This window comes from Acidimicrobiales bacterium (assembly GCA_035546775.1).
Taxonomy (GTDB): Bacteria; Actinomycetota; Acidimicrobiia; order Acidimicrobiales; family JACCXE01; genus JACCXE01.
On the sequence record DASZWD010000018.1, the window covers coordinates 1 to 19,120 of the forward strand.

The 19,120-nt window shown below is 69.1% G+C and carries 19 protein-coding genes; 8 read left to right on the top strand and 11 right to left on the bottom strand.

Annotation, left to right across the window (positions count from 1 at the left end; genetic code table 11):
* Window positions 1-130 precede the first annotated feature (130 nt).
* The 3 genes from VHC63_04135 to VHC63_04145 all read right to left on the bottom strand — a co-directional run bounded on the left by VHC63_04135 (window position 131) and on the right by VHC63_04145 (window position 2,749).
* On the bottom strand, window positions 131-1,120 hold the full coding sequence (locus VHC63_04135; protein HVV35768.1) for a DUF222 domain-containing protein: 990 nt from the start codon (window positions 1,118-1,120) through the stop codon (window positions 131-133).
* A gap of 39 nt (window positions 1,121-1,159) precedes the next feature.
* Window positions 1,160-1,513: a VOC family protein gene (locus VHC63_04140; protein HVV35769.1), complete on the bottom strand. Its 354-nt coding sequence runs from the start codon at window positions 1,511-1,513 to the stop codon at window positions 1,160-1,162.
* 63 nt (window positions 1,514-1,576) lie between these two features.
* Window positions 1,577-2,749 (bottom strand): cytochrome P450, encoded by a 1,173-nt coding sequence (locus tag VHC63_04145; protein ID HVV35770.1) that lies wholly within the window; start codon window positions 2,747-2,749, stop codon window positions 1,577-1,579.
* 34 nt (window positions 2,750-2,783) lie between these two features.
* Here VHC63_04145 and VHC63_04150 point away from each other — a divergent pair, with 34 nt between their 5' ends.
* Window positions 2,784-3,914, top strand: coding sequence for a steroid 3-ketoacyl-CoA thiolase (locus VHC63_04150; GenBank protein HVV35771.1), 1,131 nt, complete (start codon window positions 2,784-2,786; stop codon window positions 3,912-3,914).
* A 61-nt stretch (window positions 3,915-3,975) separates the two neighbouring features.
* Here the strand turns inward: VHC63_04150 and VHC63_04155 are convergent, their stop codons facing one another.
* From VHC63_04155 to VHC63_04170, 4 genes are read right to left on the bottom strand one after another with little or no spacing between them, the layout of a single operon-like run.
* A complete protein-coding gene (locus tag VHC63_04155; protein HVV35772.1) occupies window positions 3,976-4,773 on the bottom strand; it encodes an SDR family oxidoreductase in 798 nt (265 codons plus the stop codon).
* Window positions 4,770-5,933: an NADH:flavin oxidoreductase gene (locus VHC63_04160; protein HVV35773.1), complete on the bottom strand. Its 1,164-nt coding sequence runs from the start codon at window positions 5,931-5,933 to the stop codon at window positions 4,770-4,772. The genes VHC63_04155 and VHC63_04160 overlap by 4 nt, the downstream gene beginning before the upstream one ends.
* Complete coding sequence (locus VHC63_04165; GenBank protein ID HVV35774.1) at window positions 5,930-7,039, bottom strand: nitronate monooxygenase family protein; 1,110 nt, start codon at window positions 7,037-7,039, stop codon at window positions 5,930-5,932. Before VHC63_04165 ends, VHC63_04160 begins: the two co-directional genes overlap by 4 nt.
* Window positions 7,040-8,608, bottom strand: a complete 1,569-nt coding sequence (locus VHC63_04170; protein ID HVV35775.1) for an acyl-CoA synthetase — start codon at window positions 8,606-8,608, stop codon at window positions 7,040-7,042.
* Window positions 8,609-8,675: 67 nt separating this feature from the next.
* On the opposite strand from VHC63_04170, the gene VHC63_04175 reads away from it, so the two are divergent.
* Complete coding sequence (locus VHC63_04175) at window positions 8,676-9,824, top strand: acyl-CoA dehydrogenase family protein (GenBank protein HVV35776.1); 1,149 nt, start codon at window positions 8,676-8,678, stop codon at window positions 9,822-9,824.
* Window positions 9,821-10,564, top strand: a complete 744-nt coding sequence (locus VHC63_04180) for an SDR family oxidoreductase (protein ID HVV35777.1) — start codon at window positions 9,821-9,823, stop codon at window positions 10,562-10,564. The genes VHC63_04175 and VHC63_04180 overlap by 4 nt, the downstream gene beginning before the upstream one ends.
* A gap of 148 nt (window positions 10,565-10,712) precedes the next feature.
* Here the strand turns inward: VHC63_04180 and VHC63_04185 are convergent, their stop codons facing one another.
* On the bottom strand, window positions 10,713-11,525 hold the full coding sequence (locus VHC63_04185; GenBank protein ID HVV35778.1) for an isocitrate lyase/phosphoenolpyruvate mutase family protein: 813 nt from the start codon (window positions 11,523-11,525) through the stop codon (window positions 10,713-10,715).
* Window positions 11,518-12,258 (bottom strand): SDR family oxidoreductase, encoded by a 741-nt coding sequence (locus VHC63_04190; protein ID HVV35779.1) that lies wholly within the window; start codon window positions 12,256-12,258, stop codon window positions 11,518-11,520. Before VHC63_04190 ends, VHC63_04185 begins: the two co-directional genes overlap by 8 nt.
* A gap of 33 nt (window positions 12,259-12,291) precedes the next feature.
* Here VHC63_04190 and VHC63_04195 point away from each other — a divergent pair, with 33 nt between their 5' ends.
* From VHC63_04195 to VHC63_04210, 4 genes are read left to right on the top strand one after another with little or no spacing between them, the layout of a single operon-like run.
* Window positions 12,292-13,050, top strand: coding sequence for an enoyl-CoA hydratase family protein (locus VHC63_04195; protein ID HVV35780.1), 759 nt, complete (start codon window positions 12,292-12,294; stop codon window positions 13,048-13,050).
* Window positions 13,050-13,898: a CoA-transferase gene (locus VHC63_04200; protein ID HVV35781.1), complete on the top strand. Its 849-nt coding sequence runs from the start codon at window positions 13,050-13,052 to the stop codon at window positions 13,896-13,898. The genes VHC63_04195 and VHC63_04200 overlap by 1 nt, the downstream gene beginning before the upstream one ends.
* Entirely contained in the window at window positions 13,895-14,659 is a 765-nt protein-coding gene (locus tag VHC63_04205; protein ID HVV35782.1) for a CoA-transferase, read from the top strand. The genes VHC63_04200 and VHC63_04205 overlap by 4 nt, the downstream gene beginning before the upstream one ends.
* A gap of 3 nt (window positions 14,660-14,662) precedes the next feature.
* Window positions 14,663-15,724, top strand: coding sequence for a nitronate monooxygenase (locus VHC63_04210; protein ID HVV35783.1), 1,062 nt, complete (start codon window positions 14,663-14,665; stop codon window positions 15,722-15,724).
* A gap of 118 nt (window positions 15,725-15,842) precedes the next feature.
* Here VHC63_04210 and VHC63_04215 read toward each other — a convergent pair whose 3' ends face one another.
* Both VHC63_04215 and VHC63_04220 read right to left on the bottom strand, forming a co-directional pair.
* Complete coding sequence (locus tag VHC63_04215; protein HVV35784.1) at window positions 15,843-16,991, bottom strand: acetyl-CoA C-acetyltransferase; 1,149 nt, start codon at window positions 16,989-16,991, stop codon at window positions 15,843-15,845.
* Entirely contained in the window at window positions 16,984-18,213 is a 1,230-nt protein-coding gene (locus tag VHC63_04220; protein HVV35785.1) for a cytochrome P450, read from the bottom strand. The genes VHC63_04215 and VHC63_04220 overlap by 8 nt, the downstream gene beginning before the upstream one ends.
* A 64-nt stretch (window positions 18,214-18,277) precedes the next feature.
* On the opposite strand from VHC63_04220, the gene VHC63_04225 reads away from it, so the two are divergent.
* Window positions 18,278-19,081, top strand: coding sequence for a crotonase/enoyl-CoA hydratase family protein (locus VHC63_04225; protein HVV35786.1), 804 nt, complete (start codon window positions 18,278-18,280; stop codon window positions 19,079-19,081).
* Window positions 19,082-19,120 lie beyond the last annotated feature (39 nt).

Here is a 19,120-nt window from a genome sequence, read left to right on the forward strand (position 1 = left end):
CGGCCGCCTCGGCGACCCCGAGCGCGACATCGGCCCCGTCCTCGCGTTCCTCGCATCGGAAGCCGCCGGCTACATCACCGGCCAGACGATCGTCTGCGACGGCGGCAACTACATCGCCTGACGCGCTCCGCTACACCGCCACCGGGTCGAGGTTGTGCGCGTTTTCTTCGAGCCACATGAGGCCTTCGATGGCGGTGGCGTAGTCGGGGTGGTGGCCGTCCCAGTTGGGGATGGGGGTGTCGGGTGTGATTGGTGTGCCGGAGGCGCCGTGGGTCGGGGTCGTGGCGCTGGGTGTGGCCGGTTTGGGGGCGGCGATGAGTTCGATGCCGTCGGGGTTGAAGAACCGGAAGGTTTGGCGGGGGCCTTTCTTGACGGTGAAGCCGCGGTGGTGGATGGCGTTGTGGTGGAAGCGGCACAGCAGGAGGAGGTTGTCGATGTCGGTGCGCCCGCCGTTTTCCCATTCTTCGAGGTGGTGGGCGTCGACGAAGATGCGCTGTGTGCAGCCGGGAAAGGTGCAGCCGCCGTCGCGGATGGCCAGTGCACGGCGCTGGGCGCGGTTCGGTTCGCGGTAGAGGCGGCCCATGTAGAGGACTTCGCGTTGGGCGCCGAGGCCGACGTCGGCAAACGAGGCCCCGCAGAGCACGAGTTGCTTTGAGTCCTCCGACAGGACCGGGCCGCCGTCGAGTTGGGCTTCGCCGGTTGCCGCGTTGAGGTGCACCATCACGACGTGGCGGTCGCCGGCTTCGACCGGGGTGGGGCCGTGGGCGAGGGTGGTTTCGGCCATGGCGACGAAGGCGTCGGCGTTGCCGACGGTGAGCGGTTCCGCGGAACCGTCGGTGACGCGAAGCGGTTCCGCGGAACCGTTTTCGTCGTCCCGGAGGACCTTGCGGGCCGACTGCAGCGCGGCGACGACCAACGCGCCTTCCTCGGGTGTGAGCTTGGCCCGCAACAAAAAGGTGCCGTCGTCCTCATAGGACCAGGTGACATAGCGGGCCGCGGCGGTCTTCTTGTCGAGCGAGCGGCGGCCGGCCACGACCCGGTCGATTTGGGCGGCGGTGGCGCACTCCGCCCACTCCACGAGCGTCGGCTCCGTCTCCGGTATCGCAGAACTTCCGATCACGCGCGACCGAAAGCGCCTCTGTTGCGCGCGATTCGCGACTCAGTCCGGGCCGATCACGCAGAACTCGTTGCCCGCGGGGTCTTGCATGACTCGTGTCGTCCAGTCGCCGGCTTCCGTGACCGAGAGGGAAGTCGCGCCGGCAACAACCATCTCGGCGACGATCGGTGCCGCGTGTTCGACGAACAGGTCGAGATGGGTGCGGATCTTGGTCGCCTTTGGCTCGGGGACCCTTTGAAAAGTGAGGTGTGGCGGCCCATCGGTGCCCTCGGGCCGGTCGATCGTGACGTACGGGCCGCCTGCACCTCCCGGACGTCGGACGTAACCGAGGATCAGCTCCCAGAACCCGGCCAGGTGATCGGGGTCGGGGCAGTCGATGGTGATTCCGATCTTCATTCTGTGGCCTCGCGATTGCGGCATGGTGTGGTTAGGCGGGTGGGGCTTCGGGACCGCGCACGCCTACCTCAGGCGGACGGGCAGGGTCTCGTATCCCGAGATGAAGTTGGCGGGGCGGTAGGCCGGTTCGTCGTCAGTCACCAGAGACAACTCGGGCAACCGCGCCGGCAGTTGCTCGAACATCACCCGCAACTCGAGGCGGGCGAGGCTGCTGCCGAGGCAGAAGTGCGTGCCGAAGCCGAAGGCGACGTGCTCGTTGGGCGTGCGGCCGATGTCGAACGTGTTCGGGTCGGCGAACACCGCGTCGTCGCGGTTGGCCGACGGATACAGCAACAGCAGCGTGTCGCCCTCGCGGATCAACTGACCGCCGAGTTCGACGTCGCGCGTCGCGGTGCGCGCCATGTTCTTGATCGGCGACACCCAGCGCAGCATCTCTTCGACGGCGGTCGACAGCAGCGACTCGTCGGCCCGCAGGTGATCCCACCGGTCACGCTCCACCAGCAGTTGGTAGGCGCCGCCGGAGATGACGTGGCGCGTCGTCTCGTCGCCGCCGATGAGGATGAGGAGCGACTCGTGGATGATCTCGTCGTCGGTGAGCTGCTCGCCGTCGACCTCGGCGTGACACAGCACGCTCATCAAGTCGTCGGTGGGGTCGGCTCGCCGCTGCGCGATGACGTCGGTGGCGTAGGCCATGTACCCGCCGAAGGCCTCGCCGGCGGCGGCGGCGACGTCGGGATCACCGGTGAGGGCGCGCAGCATGGCGTCGCTCCACTCGAGCAGTTGCGGCCGGTCGGCCTCGGCGAAGCCGAGGTCGTTGGCGATGACGGCCAGGGGGAGCGGCGCGGCGATGTCCCACACGAGGTCGCACGTGTCGCGATCGGCGAGGCGATCGATGATGACGTCGCAGGCGCCGCGCACTTCGTCCTCCCGCGCTCGCACCCGTCGCGGCAGGTAGCCGCGGTTGACGAGCTTGCGCCGCCGCGCGTGCTCCGGGTCGTCCATGTCGATCATCATGGCGATGGGTCCGGATTCCGGACGGATGCCGCCGGCGTTGGAGAACGTCGCCGGGTCGCCCGAGACCTGCTTCACGTCGGCATACCGCGTGACACCCCACACCCCGCCGTCCCAGTACACGGGGGTGTGGGCGCGCATCCACGCCAGCTCGGCGTGCGGGTTGCGGCCCCAGAACTCGCCGCTGACGAGGTCGATGTCGTCGCGGGTCAGGTGGTCGGCCACGACGCCAGCCTAGAACGCGTTCTAGTATTGGCGCATGGCTAATCCCGTCATCGTCGACGCCGTCCGCACTCCGATCGGGAAGCGCAACGGCGTGCTCGCCGGCATGCACGCGGCGGAGATCCTCGCCGTCGCCCAGATCGAACTGGTCAAGCGCAACGGCCTCGATCCCGCCGACGTCGACCAGCTCGTCGGCGGCTGTGTCACCCAGGCGGGGGAGCAGGCGTCGAACGTCACGCGTAATGCGTGGCTGAGCCTCGGCGTGTCCTACGAGCCGGCGGCGACCACGATCGACTGCCAGTGCGGGTCCAGTCAGCAAGCCAACAACTTCGTGATGGGATTGATCGCGACGGGCGGCGCCGAGGTCGGCATCGCGTGCGGCGTCGAGGCGATGTCGCGCGTTGGCCTCGGGATGAACGTGATGAACGGTCCGGGGTCGTCGAAGCCCGACAACTTCCCGTGGGATTCACCCAACCAGTTCGAGGCCGCCGAGCGCATCGCCCAGAACCGCGGCATCACGCGTCAGGAAGTCGACGAGCTCGGCTTGCGTTCGCAGCAGAACGCGGCGCGGGCCGTCGCCGAGGGGCGCTTCGATCGCGAGATCGCGCCGATCGAGGTCGACGGCGCCGTCGTCAGTAAGGACCAGGGCCCGCGCGAGACGACGATGGAGGGCCTCGCCAAGCTCAAGCCCGTCATCGAGGGCGGCATCCACACCGCCGGCAACTCGTCGCAGATCTCCGACGGTGCCGCGGCCGTGCTGTGGATGGACGAGGAGCGCGCTCGCGCCGAGGGGCGCAAGCCGCGGGGCCGCATCGTGGCCCACACGCTCGTCGGCTCCGATCCGTACTACCTGCTCGACGGCCCGCCGGCCGCGACCGAGAAGGTCCTCAGGCGCGCCGGCATGACCATGAACGACATCGACATCTTCGAAGTCAACGAGGCGTTCGCGGCGGTCGTGCTGTCGTGGGGTCGCATCCACAACCCCGACTGGGACAAGGTCAACGTCAACGGCGGCGCCATCGCCCTCGGCCACCCTGTCGGCGCCACCGGCTCCCGTCTCATCTGCACCGCGCTGCACGAACTCGAGCGCTCCGACAAGGAGTTCGCGCTCATCTCCATGTGCTGCGGCGGCGCCCTCGCCACCGGCACCATCCTGCAGCGCCTCTAACCCTGCGTTCTGTGAAGGAATTTCCGCCCTATGGGCGGAAATTCCTTCACAGAAGTGGGGGTCAGGTCCAGGGCGTGGGCTGGCTGTCGGGGCGTAGCAACGCGTCGGTGCCGCCGTCGGCGAAGACGACCGAGCCGCAGAAGAACCGCCCGTGGCGGCCGAGCAGGAAGGCGACGAGGTGCGCCAGTTCCTCGGCCGTGCCCTTGCGGCCCACGGGGATCGGGAAGTCGTCGATGTAGGGACCGATGACGGGGTCGTCGCGGGTCTGTTGCAGCAGCGGCGTCTCGACCGCGCCCGGCGCCACGACGTTGAGCGTGATGCCCCGCCCCGCCCAGTGCTCGTTCGTCGCCTGCCGCCGCGCCCACCACGCAATCGCCGTCTTGGTCGCCGGGTAGGTGCCGAGCGCGCCGGCGGCGTCGGCGGCGGCGCGGGCCGCGGTCTCGTCACCGGCGAGGCACAAGTCGACGACGTCCATGGGAATGCCCTTCTGCGCCGTCGTCGAGTTCGACGAGATGGCGACGGCCGCCGGCGCGTCGCCGCGGGCCAGGGCCGGCCGCAGCCCGTCGAGCAGCGCGACCGTCCCGAAGTAGTTGACCGACACGAGGGCGCTGCCGGCGGCGGTCGTGAGACCCGGGATGCCGGCCCACGTGACGAGGCCGTCGAGGGTGTTGTTGCACATTGCGGCGACGGCGGCGACCGCGCCGGTCCGCTCCTCGGGCGTCGACAGGTCGGCGATCACCTCGGCGTCGTGCAGGTCGACGCCGATGACGCGCTGGCCGGCGGCTTCGAGGACCGCACGCGTGGCCGCGCCCATACCCGACGCGCTGCCGGTCACGGCGACGGTGCGCGTCGGCGTCACACCCGCTCCACGCAGTGCGTGCCCGAGTAGATCGTCGGCATGCACTTGTTGCAGTGTGAGCACACGCCCCGCGTCGCCTCACCGGCGGCGAAGCGGTCGACGAGGTCGGGCTCGCGCAGCAGTGCCCGCGCCATGGCGACGAACCCGAAGCCTTCGTCCATCGCCGAGTAGATGGTGTCGGCCTTGTTGATGCCGCCGAGGAGGACGAGCGGCATCTTCAGTTCGGACCGGAACTGCCGCGCCATCGGGAGGAAGAACGCCTCTTCGAACGGCAGCTTGGGGAAGATGCGCCGGCCGTAGAACTTCATGCCGAAGCCGATGAGCCGGCCCTGCGTGGCGGCGAACTCCTTCATCGGCACGTCGCCGCGGAAGAAGTACATGCCGTTGAGCAGCGAGCTGCCGCCGGTGAGCACGAGGGCGTCGAGGTGCCCGTCGGCTTCGAGCAGCTGGGCGAACTGGAGGCTCTCGTCAGGATGCAACCCCTTCGCGACGCCGTCGTCCATGTTGAACTTCGCCACCACGGCGACCGGCGCGTCGCCGACCGCCTCCCGAACCGCGGTCACGACGCGTCGCGGGAAGCGCGCCCGGTTCTCGATCGAACCGCCGTAGTCGTCGCGCCGGCGGTTCAGGTTCGGGCTCATGAACGAGCTGAGCAAGTAGTTGTGCCCGAGGTGCACCTCGATGGCGTCGAAGCCGCTGGCGACGGCGACGCGCGCGGCGCGTCCGAAGTCCTCCACGATGGCGTCGAGTTCGCTCAGCGACGCGCCGCGCACCCGACCCTTCGCCGGCAGGCTGATACGCGTCGACGGCGCGGTGGTCGGGTAGCGGCGCGAGTTCGCCTGCGCCACGAGCCCGGCGTGACCCAGCTGCGCCGAGGTCTTGGCACCCGTCTCGTGGATGGCTGCGGTGAACCGCGTCAGGTCGGGGATGAGCGACTCGGTGAACACCAGGGTGTGGGGTGACACCCGCCCGTTCATCGACACCGCGCAGTACGCCAGCGTCGTGAGGCCGACACCGCCGCGGGCCACCGCCAGGTGGTAGTCGATCAACTCCTGGGTGACGGCGCCGCGCGGCATCACACCTTCGAACGTCGCCGCCTTGATCACGCGGTTGCGCAGCGTGATCGGGCCGAGCTGCGCCGGAGCGAAAGGTGAAGTCACTCCCGGCCGAGTTTGGCGACGCGCTCGCTGGCGTCGATGAACTCCTCGACCATCTGGAAGATGACGTCCTTCACCGGGCGCACGTCGTTCATCGACCCGACGATCTGGCCGACGGGGATGCCGACGAACTCGCGGTTGTTCGACCGCCCGATGCGGCGCTGCGCCTCGGCCGTCGCCAGGTACTGCAGCGGCATCGGCAGGAAGCCGGGCGCGTCCTCGGCCTCCCAGGCGTCGGTCCAGCCCGTACGCAGCTGACGCGCCGGCTTGCCCGTCATGCAACGCGAGCGCACCGTGTCGCGCGACGACGCGGCGAGCAGCTTCTCGACGACCATCGGCTGCATGTCGGACTCCGCCGTCGTGAGCCACACCGAGCCGGTCCACACGCCTTGGGCGCCGAGCGCCATCGCGGCGGCGATCTGGCGACCGTTGCCGATGCCGCCGGCGCCGAGCACCGGCACCGGCGCCACGGCGTCGACCACCTGGGGCAGCAGCACCATCGACGCGATCTCACCGGTGTGCCCGCCCGCCTCGTGGCCCTGGGCGACGATGATGTCGACGCCCTGGTTCACCTGGCGCTGCGCCTGTTGCACGCTGCCCACCAGCGCCGCCACCTTCACGCCGTGCTCATGCGCCAGGTCGACGATGTCCTTGGGTGGCGGGCCGAGAGCGTTGACGAGCAGCTTGATCGGGTGCGCCAGCGCGATGTCGACCTGCGGGCGCGCCCCCTCATGCGTCCAGCCGAGCAGTCCGTGCACCGGCTCGTCGGCGGGCAGCGGGGGGATGTGGTTGTCGTCGAGGGTCTTGTTGATCCAGTCCTTGTGCTTTTGCGGGATCATCGCCTCGAGCTGTTCTTCCATGTGCTCGGGGTCGAGGTCGCCGGCGCCGGCGTACGACGCCGGCATCACCACGTCGACCCCGTAGGGCTTGCCGCCGATGTTGTCGTCGATCCAGTTGAGCTCGATCTCCAACTGCTCGTTGGTGAAGGCGAGGGCGCCGAGCACCCCGAGACCGCCGGCTTTGGAGACGGCGGCCACGACGTCGCGGCAGTGGCTGAAGGCGAAGATCGGCAGGTCGATGCCGAACAGGTCGCAGATGTCGGTGTGCAACTAACTCTCCTTGGTGGCGACGTCGAGCGCCCAGCGGTAGTCGGGTTTGCCGCTCGGCGATCGGACGACGGTGTCGACGAGGTTGAGCTGGCGCGGCACCTTGTAGCGCGCCAGCGTGAGCCGGCAGTGCTCCTGGATGGATTCGAGATCGGGGGTGACGTTGGGCCGCGGTTGCACGACTGCGGCGACGCGCTGGCCCCACCGTTCGTCGGGCACGCCGACGACGACGGCGTCCCACACGTCGGGGTGCGCCTTCACGGCCGCCTCGACTTCTTCGGGGTAGATCTTCTCGCCGCCCGAGTTGATCGACACCGACCCGCGGCCGAGCAGCGTGATCGTGCCGTCGGCTTCGACCGTGGCGAAGTCGCCCGGGATCGACCACCGCCGCCCTTCGAGTTCGACGAAGGTGGCGGCAGTTTTTTCCGGGTCCTTGTAGTAGCCGATCGGTACCGAACCGCTGCGGGCGATCTTGCCGACGACGCCGCTGCCGGGTTCGACGCGATTGCCCGACTCGTCGAACACCGCAGTGTCCGCGTTGGGATTGATCGTGGGCCCACCGCCGCTCATGGCGGTGTTGTCCTTCGACACGTAGGTGAGACCGTTGCCGCCGCCTTCGGACGACCCGACGGCGTCGCTGATGAGCAGGTTGGGCAGGCGCTCGAAGAACGCGTCCTTGACCGTGGGCGAGAACACCGCGGCGGTCGACGAGAGCGCGATCAGTGACGACAGGTCGTAGTTGGCGTTGTCGAGTTCTTCGACCAGCGGACGGCCCATGGCGTCGCCGGTGATCATCACGACGTTGACCTGCTCCTCGCCGACCAGGCGCCACACCTCGGCCGGGTCGAAGTCGGGGACGAGCACGATCTTGTTGCCGACGAACGCGCCCTGCATCGTTCCCCACTGCGTGGCGCCGTGCATGAGCGGCGCGATCGGCAGCATCGTGATCGGGCCATTGCGCAGGCCTCGCTCGACCATGCCCGTCGGCGACGTGACGCGTTCGCCCGTCGGCAGGTCGAGCCCGCCGCCGAGGGCGAAGAACACGTCTTCCTGGCGCCACACGACGCCCTTCGGCATGCCGGTGGTGCCGCCGGTGTAGAGGATGTAGTGGTCGTCGGGCGAGCGGGGGGCGAAGTCGCGCTCGGGGCTTTGCGCCGCCAGCGCCGCCTCGTAGTCGTCGCCGATGACGAGCACGTGCTTGAGGTCGGGGAGGTGCGGGAGCACACCTGCGACGCGATCGGCGAACTGCGGCTGGTGGATCAGGGCGACGAGGTCGGCGTTGGTGAAGAGGTAGCGCAACTCGTCTTCGACGTAACGGAAGTTGATGTTGATCCACACGGCGCGGATCTTGAACACCGCCCACATGATCTCGACCCACTCGACCGAGTTGTAGGCATAGATCCCCACGTGGTCGCCGGGCCGCACGCCGATCGACTGGAGGTGGTGCGCCAGCTGGTTGGCGCGGGCTTCCATCTGGGCGTACGTGCGGCGCTGCCCGTCGCACACGAGAAACTCGCGCTCGGCGAAGTGGTCGACCGCGTACTCGAACAGATCGGCCAGGTGGTACTCCACCGCGCAAGTAGAACACGTTTCATTTTCGGCGGCAAGCGACCCCGGCCGGAAACTAACGTCGCGTCAGATGTTCCGTGACGAGGTGCGCGCGTGGCTGTCCGAACACCTCGTCGGTGAGTTCGCGCAACTCGGCGCCAGCGGCGGTCCGGGGCGCGAGCACGAGGGCTTCGAGGTCCGCCGACGCTGGGAGAAGTTGCTGGGCGAGGCGGGCTGGACGTGCCTCGGCTGGCCCAAGGAGTTCGGCGGCCGCGAAGCGACGATGGAGGAGCAGGTCATCTTCAACGAGGAGTACGTGCGCGCCGGCGCGCCGGTCCGCGTCGGCCACTTCGGCGAAGGCCTGCTCGGTCCCACGCTGATCGAACTGGGCACGCCGGCGCAGCAGGAGCGGTTCCTGCCGCCGATCCTGCGGGGCGACGAGCTGTGGTGTCAGGGCTACTCCGAGCCCGACGCCGGATCCGACCTCGCCAACGTGAAGACCCGTGCCGAACTCGACGGCGACGAGTGGGTGATCACCGGCCAGAAGGTGTGGACGTCGAACGCCCACACGTCGGACTGGTGCTTCGTGGTGGCGCGCACCGATCCGTCCTCCACGCGCCACGCCGGGCTGTCGTACTTTCTCGTGCCGATGCACCAGCCGGGCATCGAGGTGCGCCCGATCGTGCAGATGACGGGCACGTCGGAGTTCAACGAGGTCTTCTTCAACGGGGCGCGCACCGACGCGGCGAACGTGGTGGGCGAAGTGGGCGACGGGTGGCGCGTCGCCATGACGACGCTCGGGTTCGAGCGCGGCGTGGCCACGCTCGGCCAGCAGGTGGGCTTCCAGCGCGAACTCGACGCGGTGATCGCGCTGGCGCGCACCAGCGGCGCCGCGGCGTCACCCGCCATGCGCCAGCGACTGGCGCAAGCGTTCATCGGTCTGCGGCTGCTGCGCTACAACGCGCTGCGCACCATGCACTCGATCGCCGACGGCACGCCGGGGCCCGAGGCGTCGATTTCGAAGTTGCAGTGGGCCACGTGGCACCGGGCGTTGGGAGAATTGGCAATGGACGTGCAGGGGATTGATGCGACGCTGGCCGAGGGCTGGCCCTATGACCTGTCGACGCTGCAACGACTGTTCCTGTTCACGCGGGCGGACACCATCTACGGGGGGTCGAATGAGATCCAGCGCAACGTGATCGGCGAGCGGGCGCTCGGTTTGCCGCGGGAGCCGCGATGAAGTCGCACGACCTGCTGCACGATCGGGTGGTGCTGGTGACCGCGGCCGCCGGGACCGGCATCGGCTTTGCCACCGCGAAACGGTGCGCCGAGGAGGGCGCCACCGTCGTGATCAGCGATCGCCACGAACGGCGGCTGGGTGAAGCGGCGGAGGAACTCGGTGGCGTCCTCGCCGTTCCCTGCGACGTGACCGACGAGGCGCAAGTGCAGGCGCTGTTCGCCGCGGCAGTGGACGCCCACGGCCGCATTGACGTCGTCGTCAACAACGCCGGGCTCGGCGGCACCGCGGAGTTGCGCGAGATGACCGACGAGCAGTGGGGCGCGGTCCTCGACGTCACCCTCAACGGCACCATGCGCTGCACGCGCGCCGCGCTGCGGATCCTGTGCGCCCAGGGCCACGGTGCGATCGTGAACAACTCGTCGGTCATCGGCTGGCGCGCCCAGGCCGGCCAGGCGCACTACGCGGCGGCGAAGGCGGGCGTCATGGCGCTCACGCGCTCGGCGGCCATCGAAGCCGCGCCCTTCGGCGTGCGGGTCAACGCCGTCGCCCCGTCGCTCGCCATGCACGAGTTCCTGTCGAAGGTCACGACCGACGAACTGCTGGACGAACTCACCAAGCGCGAAGCGTTCGGCCGCGCCGCCGAGCCCTGGGAAGTCGCCAACGTCATCATCTTCCTCGCGTCGGACTACGCGTCCTACATGACCGGCGAAGTCCTGTCGGTCAGCTCGCAGCACCCCTAGCCGCGCTTTGGCGCCACTTTCTGGCCGCCATTTGACGGCGTAGTCACGAAATGGCCGCCACAAACTGGCGTCGGTTTGGTCACGAGTCTGCAATGCAGACTCGTCCACAGGCTGTGGATAAGTCGCCACGCGGGACTGGCGGGGCTGCCTAGCGAAGCGCGGGGCGGATGGCGTCGCGGGCGGCGACGAGTTGCTCCGAATAACCCGAAGTGCCTCGCTCCTTCAGCTCGCGGGCGGCGTCGATCAGGGCGCCGTAGGCGACGAAGGCGAGCGATCCGCCGACGGAGATGCGGGCCGCGCCCGCGGCGGCGAGTTCGTCGATCGACGGGTGCACGTCTTGGATCAACGCGTTGACCAACACGTTCAGCGGCTTGCCGGTCTCGCCGACGATGCGGCGAACGTCGTCGACGGCGCCGAACCCCGGGGCGAAAAGGACGTCGGCGCCGGCCTCGCCGTAGGCGCGCAGACGGCGGATGACGGCGTCGAGGTCGTCGGTGCCGTGGTAGCCACCGTCGGCGCGACCGGTCAGCACGAGTTGCTGCTCACCGGTGTGCGCTGCTTCGGCCGCCGCCGCGATGCGCTCGGTGGCGAAGCCGATGTCGTAGGTGGCGTCACCGGACCAGTCCTCGATCGAGCACCCGGCGAGACCCGTCGCGGCGGCGGCAAGCACGAACTCGGCGACGTCGGCCGGGTCGTCGGCGAACCCGTTCTCGGTATCGCCCGCCACCGGGATGTCGACGGACGCCGCGATGGTGCGGCAGTGCTCCAACGTCTCGTCGCGCCCGAGGCTCCCGTCGACGAGGCCGAGCGTGGCGGCGTAGCCAGCGCTGCTCGTCGCGATCGCCTCGAAACCCAGCGACTCGAGGATGCGCGCCGAGCCGACGTCGAAGGCGTTCAGTTGCAGCAACGGCTCTCCGGGCACGTGCCGCGCCAGGAACACGGCCGCCTTGCTGTCAGGCATCGAGGTACCGCGGCGGTTCGCCGCCGCCGTGGACGACGAGGTTGGCGCCGCTGACGTAGCTCGCCAGCGGCGACGCCAGGAACACGCAGGCGTTGCCGATGTCGGTGGGCGTGCCGAAGCGCTGCAGCGGGACGGTGGCGGCGATGGCGGCCTGACGTTCGGCGTCGCCGTAGAACAACTCGGACTGCTCGGTGGAGATGAGGCCGCCGGTCACCATGTTCACGCGTACCTTCGGCGCCCACTCCACCGCCAGCGTCTGCGTCAGCGCCAGCAGTCCGCCCTTGGCGGCGGCATAGGCGGCGGTGCCCGGCGACGGGCGCATACCGCTCACGCTGCCGATGTTGACGATGCTGCCGCCGTCGTCCTGTTGCTGCATCACGCGGTTTGCCGCTTGGCCGACGTGCAGCGCCGCCATGAGGTTGAGGTTGACGATGGCGACCGAGAACCGGGGCGACGCAGTGGCGGCGTCGGCCGCGGGGGAGCCACCGGCGTTGTTGACGGCCACGTCGAGCCGCCCGTGGCGCGCCACGACGTCGGCGACCATCGCGTCCACCTGCTCGGGTTCGCGCACGTCGCAGGCGACGAAGTCCGAACCGTCGCCGGGATCGTTCCGCCCGCAAATGACCACAGTGGCGCCGGCGGCGCGGAACCCGTCGACGATCCCGCGGCCCACGCCGCGGGCGCCGCCCGTCACCAATACGACGCGTCCGGCCAGGTCGATCGTCGTCGCCATAGAATCTGACTACCTATCAGAAACCGGGAGCGCATGGGCACGACCACCACGATCAGCGACGGCATCGCCGAGATCGTCATGGAAAATCCACCGGTCAACGCCCTGACGGTTGCGGGCTGGTTCGACCTTGCCGACCAACTCACCGCCGCGGGCCGCGACACCGGCGTGCGCGTCGTCGTGCTGCGCGCCGAAGGCCGCGGCTTCAACGCCGGCGTCGACATCAAGGAGATGCAGAACACCGAAGGCTTCGACGCCCTCATCGGCGCCAACCGCGGCTGCTTCGCCGCGTTCGCCGCGGTGTACGACTGCGCTGTACCCGTGATCGCCGCGGTCAACGGCTACTGCCTCGGCGGCGGCATCGGTCTCGTCGGCAACGCCGATGTCATCGTCGCCGCCGACGACGCCACCTTCGGCCTGCCCGAAGTCGACCGCGGTGCCCTCGGCGCCGCCACCCACCTCGCCCGGCTCGTGCCGCAGCACAAGATGCGGGCGATGGTCTACACGTCGGCCACGGCGACGGCCCAGGAACTGCACGCGTTCGGCAGCGTGCTGCGGGTCGTGCCCCAGGCCGAGTTGCGCGGCGCGGCGATGGAAGTCGCCGCGCAGATCGCGTCGAAGAGCCCGACGGTCATCCGCGCCGCCAAGGAGTCGCTCAACGGCATCGACCCGGTCGACGTGCGCCGCTCGTACCGCTACGAGCAGGGGTTCACGTTCGAGCTCAACCTGTCGGGCGTGGCCGACGAGGCGCGCGACGCCTTCGTCGAAAAGCGCGACGCGAAGTTCACGAAGTGATGGCCGACAAGCGCTGCACCGAGGACGACGTCGTCGCGTCGCTCGAAGACGGCATGACGATCGCCATCGGCGGGTGGGGGTCGCGGCGCAAGCCGATGTCGATGGTGCGCGCCATCGCCCGCAGCGACCTGCGCGATCTGACGATCGTGTCCTACGGCGGGCCCGACGTCGGCGTGCTGTGTGCGACGGGCCAGGTGCGCAAGGTCGTGTACGCCTTCGTGTCGCTCGACTCGATCCCGCTCGAGCCGCACTTCCGCGCGGCGCGCCAGAACGGCACGATCGAGACCGAGTCGCTCGACGAGGGCCTGTTCCTCCTCGGACTCCAGGCCGCGGCGTGGCGCGTCCCGTTCCTGCCGAGCCGCGTTGGCCTCGGCAGCGATCTCTTCCGCGACAACCCGAACCTGAAGACGATCGAGTACGAGGGCGAGCAACTCGTCGCCATGCCGGCCTTGCACCTCGACGCCGCGCTGATCCACCAGAACCGCGGCGACGCCCGCGGCAATGGCCAGTTCCTCGGCCCCGACCTGTACTTCGACGACCTCATGGTGCAGGCGGCGCCGACCGGCCGCCGGTTCATGAGCGTCGAGCGCATCGTGGAGACCGACGCCATGGCCAAGGAAGGCACGCACCACACGCGCCGCATCAGCCGCATGTCGATCGACGGTGTGGTCGAAGCGCCCAACGGCGCGCACTTCACGTCCTGCGATCCCGACTACGGCCGCGACGAAGCGTTCCAGAAGGCGTACGCCGCCTCGGCCAAGTCGCCCGACGCGTGGGCGGCGTTCAAGGCGGACTGGCTCGACCTGTCCGAAGCCGACTACCAAGCCAAGTTGCGGGCGAGCGCATGACGACGACCACCGCCACCCGCGCCGACGTGTGCGCCGTCGCCGTCGCCGAGTGCTTCCGGGGCGACGGCGAGATCCTCGCCAACCCGATCGGCACGATCCCGATGATCGGCGGCCGGCTGGCGCGCGCCGCCTTCGAGCCCGATCTGTGCATGACCGACGGCGAGGCGGCGCTGATCGCCAACGACAGCGCGTATGAACTGCGCGACGACGAGAAGATCTACGAGTACTGGAACCCGTACCGGTCGATGTTCGACTGGGTGTGGTCGGGGCGGCGCCACGTGATGATGGGCGCCACCCAGGTCGACCAGTACGGCAACCAGAACATCGCCGCGATCGGCGACTACGCGCGGCCGCGCACGCAGTTGCTCGGCTACCGCGGCGCCCCCGGCAACACCATCAACGACACCACGTCGTACTGGGTGCCGAATCACAGCCCGCAGGTGATCTGCCCGCACGTCGACACCGTGTGTGGCATCGGTTATGACCGCGCCGCGCAGTTGCCGGGCGACAGCGCGCGGTTCCACGAGATCCGCCGCGTCGTCACCAACCTGTGCGTGCTCGACTTCGAGACGCCCGACCACCGCATGCGCCTGCGCTCGGTCCATCCGGGAGTGACGGTCGACGACGTCGTCGCCGCCACCGGGTTCGAGTTGGTGATCGACAACCCCGAAGAGTCGCGCCTTCCAACCGACGACGAACTACGGCTGCTCTACACCGTCATCGACCCCGAGGGCCGGCGCGAAACCGAAGTCCCGTCGTAGGTCATGCACCCCGCACTGCACACGCGCCTGTGCGACCTGCTCGGCGTGCAGTATCCGATCGTGCAGACGGGCATGGGCTATGTCGCCGGCGCCCGTCTCACCACCGCCACGAGCGCCGCGGGCGCGTTCGGCATCCTGGCCTCCGCGACGATGTCGTTCGACGAACTGCGCCGGGCCATCGACGAGGTGAAGGAGCGCACCGATAAGCCCTTCGGCGTCAACCTGCGCGCCGACCAAGCCGACGCCGCCGACCGTATTGACCTCATGATCAAAGCCGAGGTGCGTGTCGCGTCGTTCGCCCAGGCGCCGAGCGAGGCGTTGATCAAGCGGGCCAAGGACGGCGGCGTCGCCGTCATCCCGTCGATCGGCGCCAAGCGTCACGCGGAGAAGGTGGCGCAGTGGGGCGTCGACGCCGTGATCGTGCAGGGCGGCGAGGGCGGCGGCCACACCGGGTCCGTGCCGACGACGCTGTTGCTGCCCCAAGTGGTGGACACCGTCGACATTCCCGTCATCGCCGCCGGTGGGTTCTTCGACGGGCGCGGCCTCGTTGCCGCGCTGGCGTATGGCGCGTCGGGCATCGCCATGGGCACGCGCTTCCTGCTGACGTCGGACTCCACCGTGCCCGACGCGGTGAAGCAGGTGTACCTGTCCAAGGGCGTCACCGACACGCTCGTCACCACGCAGGTCGACGGCGTGCCGCACCGCGTGCTGCGCACCGAGTTCACCGAGGAACTCGACCAGACGAACGCGCTGACGTCGCTGCCGCGCGCCATCCGCAACGCGTTCGCGTTCAAGAAGCTGAGCGGCGAGCGCTGGACCGACATCGTGCGCGAGGGGTTGGCGAACAAGCGCAACCAGGACCTGTCGTGGAGCCAGGTCGTCATGCAGGCGAACACTCCGATGCTGCTCAAAGAAGCGATGGTCGACGGCCGCCCCGACCTCGGCGTGATGGCGAGCGGTCAGGTCGTCGGCGTGATCGACGACCTCCCGTCATGCGCCGAAGTCGTCACCCGCGTGATGGCCGAAGCCGACGCCGTCTTGTCGCGGCTGGCGCCACAGGCGTAGCCGCCAGCGCCTCTCGCGCGGCCGGCGGTGTGGCGTCAGCTCGTTGGGCTGTGGCGGTCGCTCAGCGACCAGCTATGCCCAAAGAGCTGACGCTCGACGCGCTCTTGACGACGCTGGCTTAGAGGCGCTCGATGATGGTCACGTTGGCTTGGCCGCCGCCTTCGCACATGGTTTGGAGGCCGTACACCCCATTAATGCGTTCGAGTTCGCACAGCAGCGTCGTCATCAGGCGCACGCCGGTGGCGCCGAGGGGGTGGCCGAGGGCGATGGCGCCGCCGTTGACGTTCACACGGTCGGGATCGGCGCCCGTCTCCTTCTGCCACGCCAGCACGACCGAGGCGAACGCCTCGTTGATCTCGACGAGGTCGATGTCGTCGATCGTCAGGCCGGTCTTCTTGAAGGCGTGCGCCGTCGCCGGGATGGGCGCGCTCAGCATGCGGATCGGGTCTTCACCGCGCACCGAGATGTGGTGGACGCGCGCCCGCGGCGTCAGGCCGTGCACCCGCACCGCCTCCTCGGAGGCGATCAGCATGGCGGCGGACGCGTCGGACAGCTGCGACGACACCGCGGCGGTCAACCGGCCGCCTTCGACCAGCGTCGGCAGCGACGCCATCTTCTCGAGCGAGGTCTCGCGCGGTCCTTCGTCGACACCGCAGTCACCGACGGCGACGATCTGTGACTCGAAGCGGCCTTCGGTGATCGCCTGTTTGGCCCGCGTGTGCGACGCCAGCGCGAAGCGCTCCATGTCCTCGCGTGAGATGTCCCACTGCGACGCAATCATCTCGGCGCCGGTGAACTGCGACACCTCGCCGGCGCCGTAGCGCTTCACCCAGCCCTCGGAACCGCTGAAGGGATCGGTGAAGCCGAGGGGCTCGGCCATGGTCATCGCGGAGCTGATCGGGATGAGCGACATGGACTGCACGCCACCGGCGACGACCAAATCCGCCGTCCCGCTCATGACGGCCTGCGCGGCGAAGTGCACCGCCTGCTGCGACGAGCCGCACTGGCGGTCGATGGTGACGCCCGGCACCGACTCGGGGAGTCCCGCGGCGAGCCAGCACGTGCGGGCGATGTCGCCCGCCTGGGGCCCGAGCGTGTCGACGCAGCCGAACATCACGTCGTCCACCGCCGCCGGGTCGATGCCGGTGCGGTCGACCAATTCGTTGAGCACGACGGCGCCGAGGTCGGCCGGGTGCACCTGCGACAGGCCGCCGCCGCGCTTGCCGACGGGCGTGCGGACGGCGTCGACGATGTAGGCCTCAGGCATCGCTGCGCTTCACCGGCGTGAACTCGACGGGCAGGTGCTTGAGACCGTTGATGAAGTTGGAACGCAGCCGCGACGGCTCGCCGGCGAGTTCCATGTCCGGGATGCGCGCCAGCAGTTCGGCGAAGATCGTCTTCATCTCGGCGCGCGCCAGGTTGGCGCCGAGGCAGAAGTGGTGGCCGCCACCGCCGAAGGCCGCGTGCAGCGTGTGCAGGTTCGGGTCGCGGGCGATGTCGAAGGTGAAGGGGTCGGCGAAGACCTCCTCGTCCCGGTTGGCCGACGAGTAGTACATGAGCACGCGGTCGCCCGCGGCGATCTTCTGGTCGCGCAGCACGACGTCTTCGGTCGCGGTGCGCTTGAACTGCATGACGGGCGTGGCCCAGCGCAGGAACTCTTCGATGGCGGTGTCGAGGCGCGACGGGTCGTCGAGGAGGAGCTGGCGCTGGTCGGGGTGTTGCATCAGCGCCAGCATCGAATGGGCGATGGCGTTGCGCGTCGTCTCGTTGCCGGCGACGGCGAGCAGCATGAAGAAGGAGTTGAACTCCATGTCGGTCAGGCCTTCGCCGTCGACCTGCGCGCTGATCAGGTTGGTGACGATGTCGTCGCGCGGGTGCTGCCGGCGATCGCTGGCCAACTCCTGGGCGTACATGAACAACTCGATCGCGGCGTTCGCCGAGTCCTGGGGGGTGAGCCCGAACTCGGGGTCGTCGGCGCCGACGAGCCGGTTGCTCCAGTCGAAGACCTTGTGCCGGTCCTCCTGCGGGATGCCGATGAGATCGGCGATGGCCTGCAGCGGCAACTCGCACGCCACCTCGGTCACGAAGTCGCACTCGCCCTTCTCGGCGATGTTGTCGACGATGTCGCGTGAGCGGTCCACGAGCGACTGCTGCAACGCCTTGATGCGCTTGGGCGTGAAGGCCCGGTTGACGATGAGCCGCAGCTTGGTGTGGTCCGGCGGATCCAGGCTCAGCATCATCAGGCGCAGCTGCTCGATCGACTCCGGGTCCTCGACGTTGTACAGCGGGCTGCGGGCGAACGACGAGAACAGCTTCGAGTCGCGGTTGGCCATCACCACGTCGGCGTGCTTGGTCAGCGCCCAGAACCCGCCGTAGGGGTCGTCGTGCCAGAACACCGGGGCCTCGCGGCGCAGGAACGTGAACTGCTCGTCCGGTACGCCGCGGACGAAGGTGTCCGGATCGATGAGGTTGATGTCGCTCAGCTGCATCCCGGTCGGGTCCTCTCGTGAACCACAACTAGAACAGATTCTAGTTTTGGCTTAGCGTAGCCCCATGAGCGAACCGCATCTCCTCGTCGAGCGCGACGGCCACGTGGTCACCGTCACGATGAACCGGCCGGAGCGCAAGAACGCCTTCAGCACCGAGATGCTCGTGCGGGCCTACGACGCGTGGAAGATGATCGACGAGGACCCCGACGTGCGCGTCGCCATCCTTACCGGCGCCGGCGGCGACTTCTGCAGCGGCGCCGACCTCAAGGAGATGGCCGGCGGCTACGGCAACAACGACACCAACGAATGGCGCGAGCGCATGGCGGCCGACTCCGACCTCCACTGGAAGGCGCTGCTGCGTCACTTCCGCCCGATGAAGCCGATCATCGCCGCGGTCGAGGGCTACGCGGTAGCCGGCGGAACCGAGATCCTGCAGGCCACCGACATCCGCATTGCGGGGGAGTCGGCGGTCTTCGGCGTGACCGAAGTGCGCCGCGGCCTGTTCCCCCTCGGCGGCTCCACCATTCGCCTGCGCCGCCAGATCCCCTACACGGTCGCCGCCGAGATCCTCCTGACCGGCCGCCACGTTCCGGCGCCCGAAGCAAAGGCGATCGGCCTCATCGGCGAGGTCGTGGCCGACGGCCAGGCGCTTGACCGCGCCCGTGAAGTCGCCGAGATGATCGCCGCCAACGGCCCGCTGGCGGTGCAGGCCGTCCTGCGCTCCCTACGCGAGACCGAAGGCATGACCGAAGCCGAAGGCCTCGCGCGCGAACTGGAACTCGGCTGGCCCGTCTTCGCCACCAACGACGCCAAGGAAGGCCCCACCGCCTTCGCCGAGAAGCGCACCCCGAACTTCACCGGGACCTAACGCGAACACAAGTTTGGACGGGGTTACGGCGCGACGGAG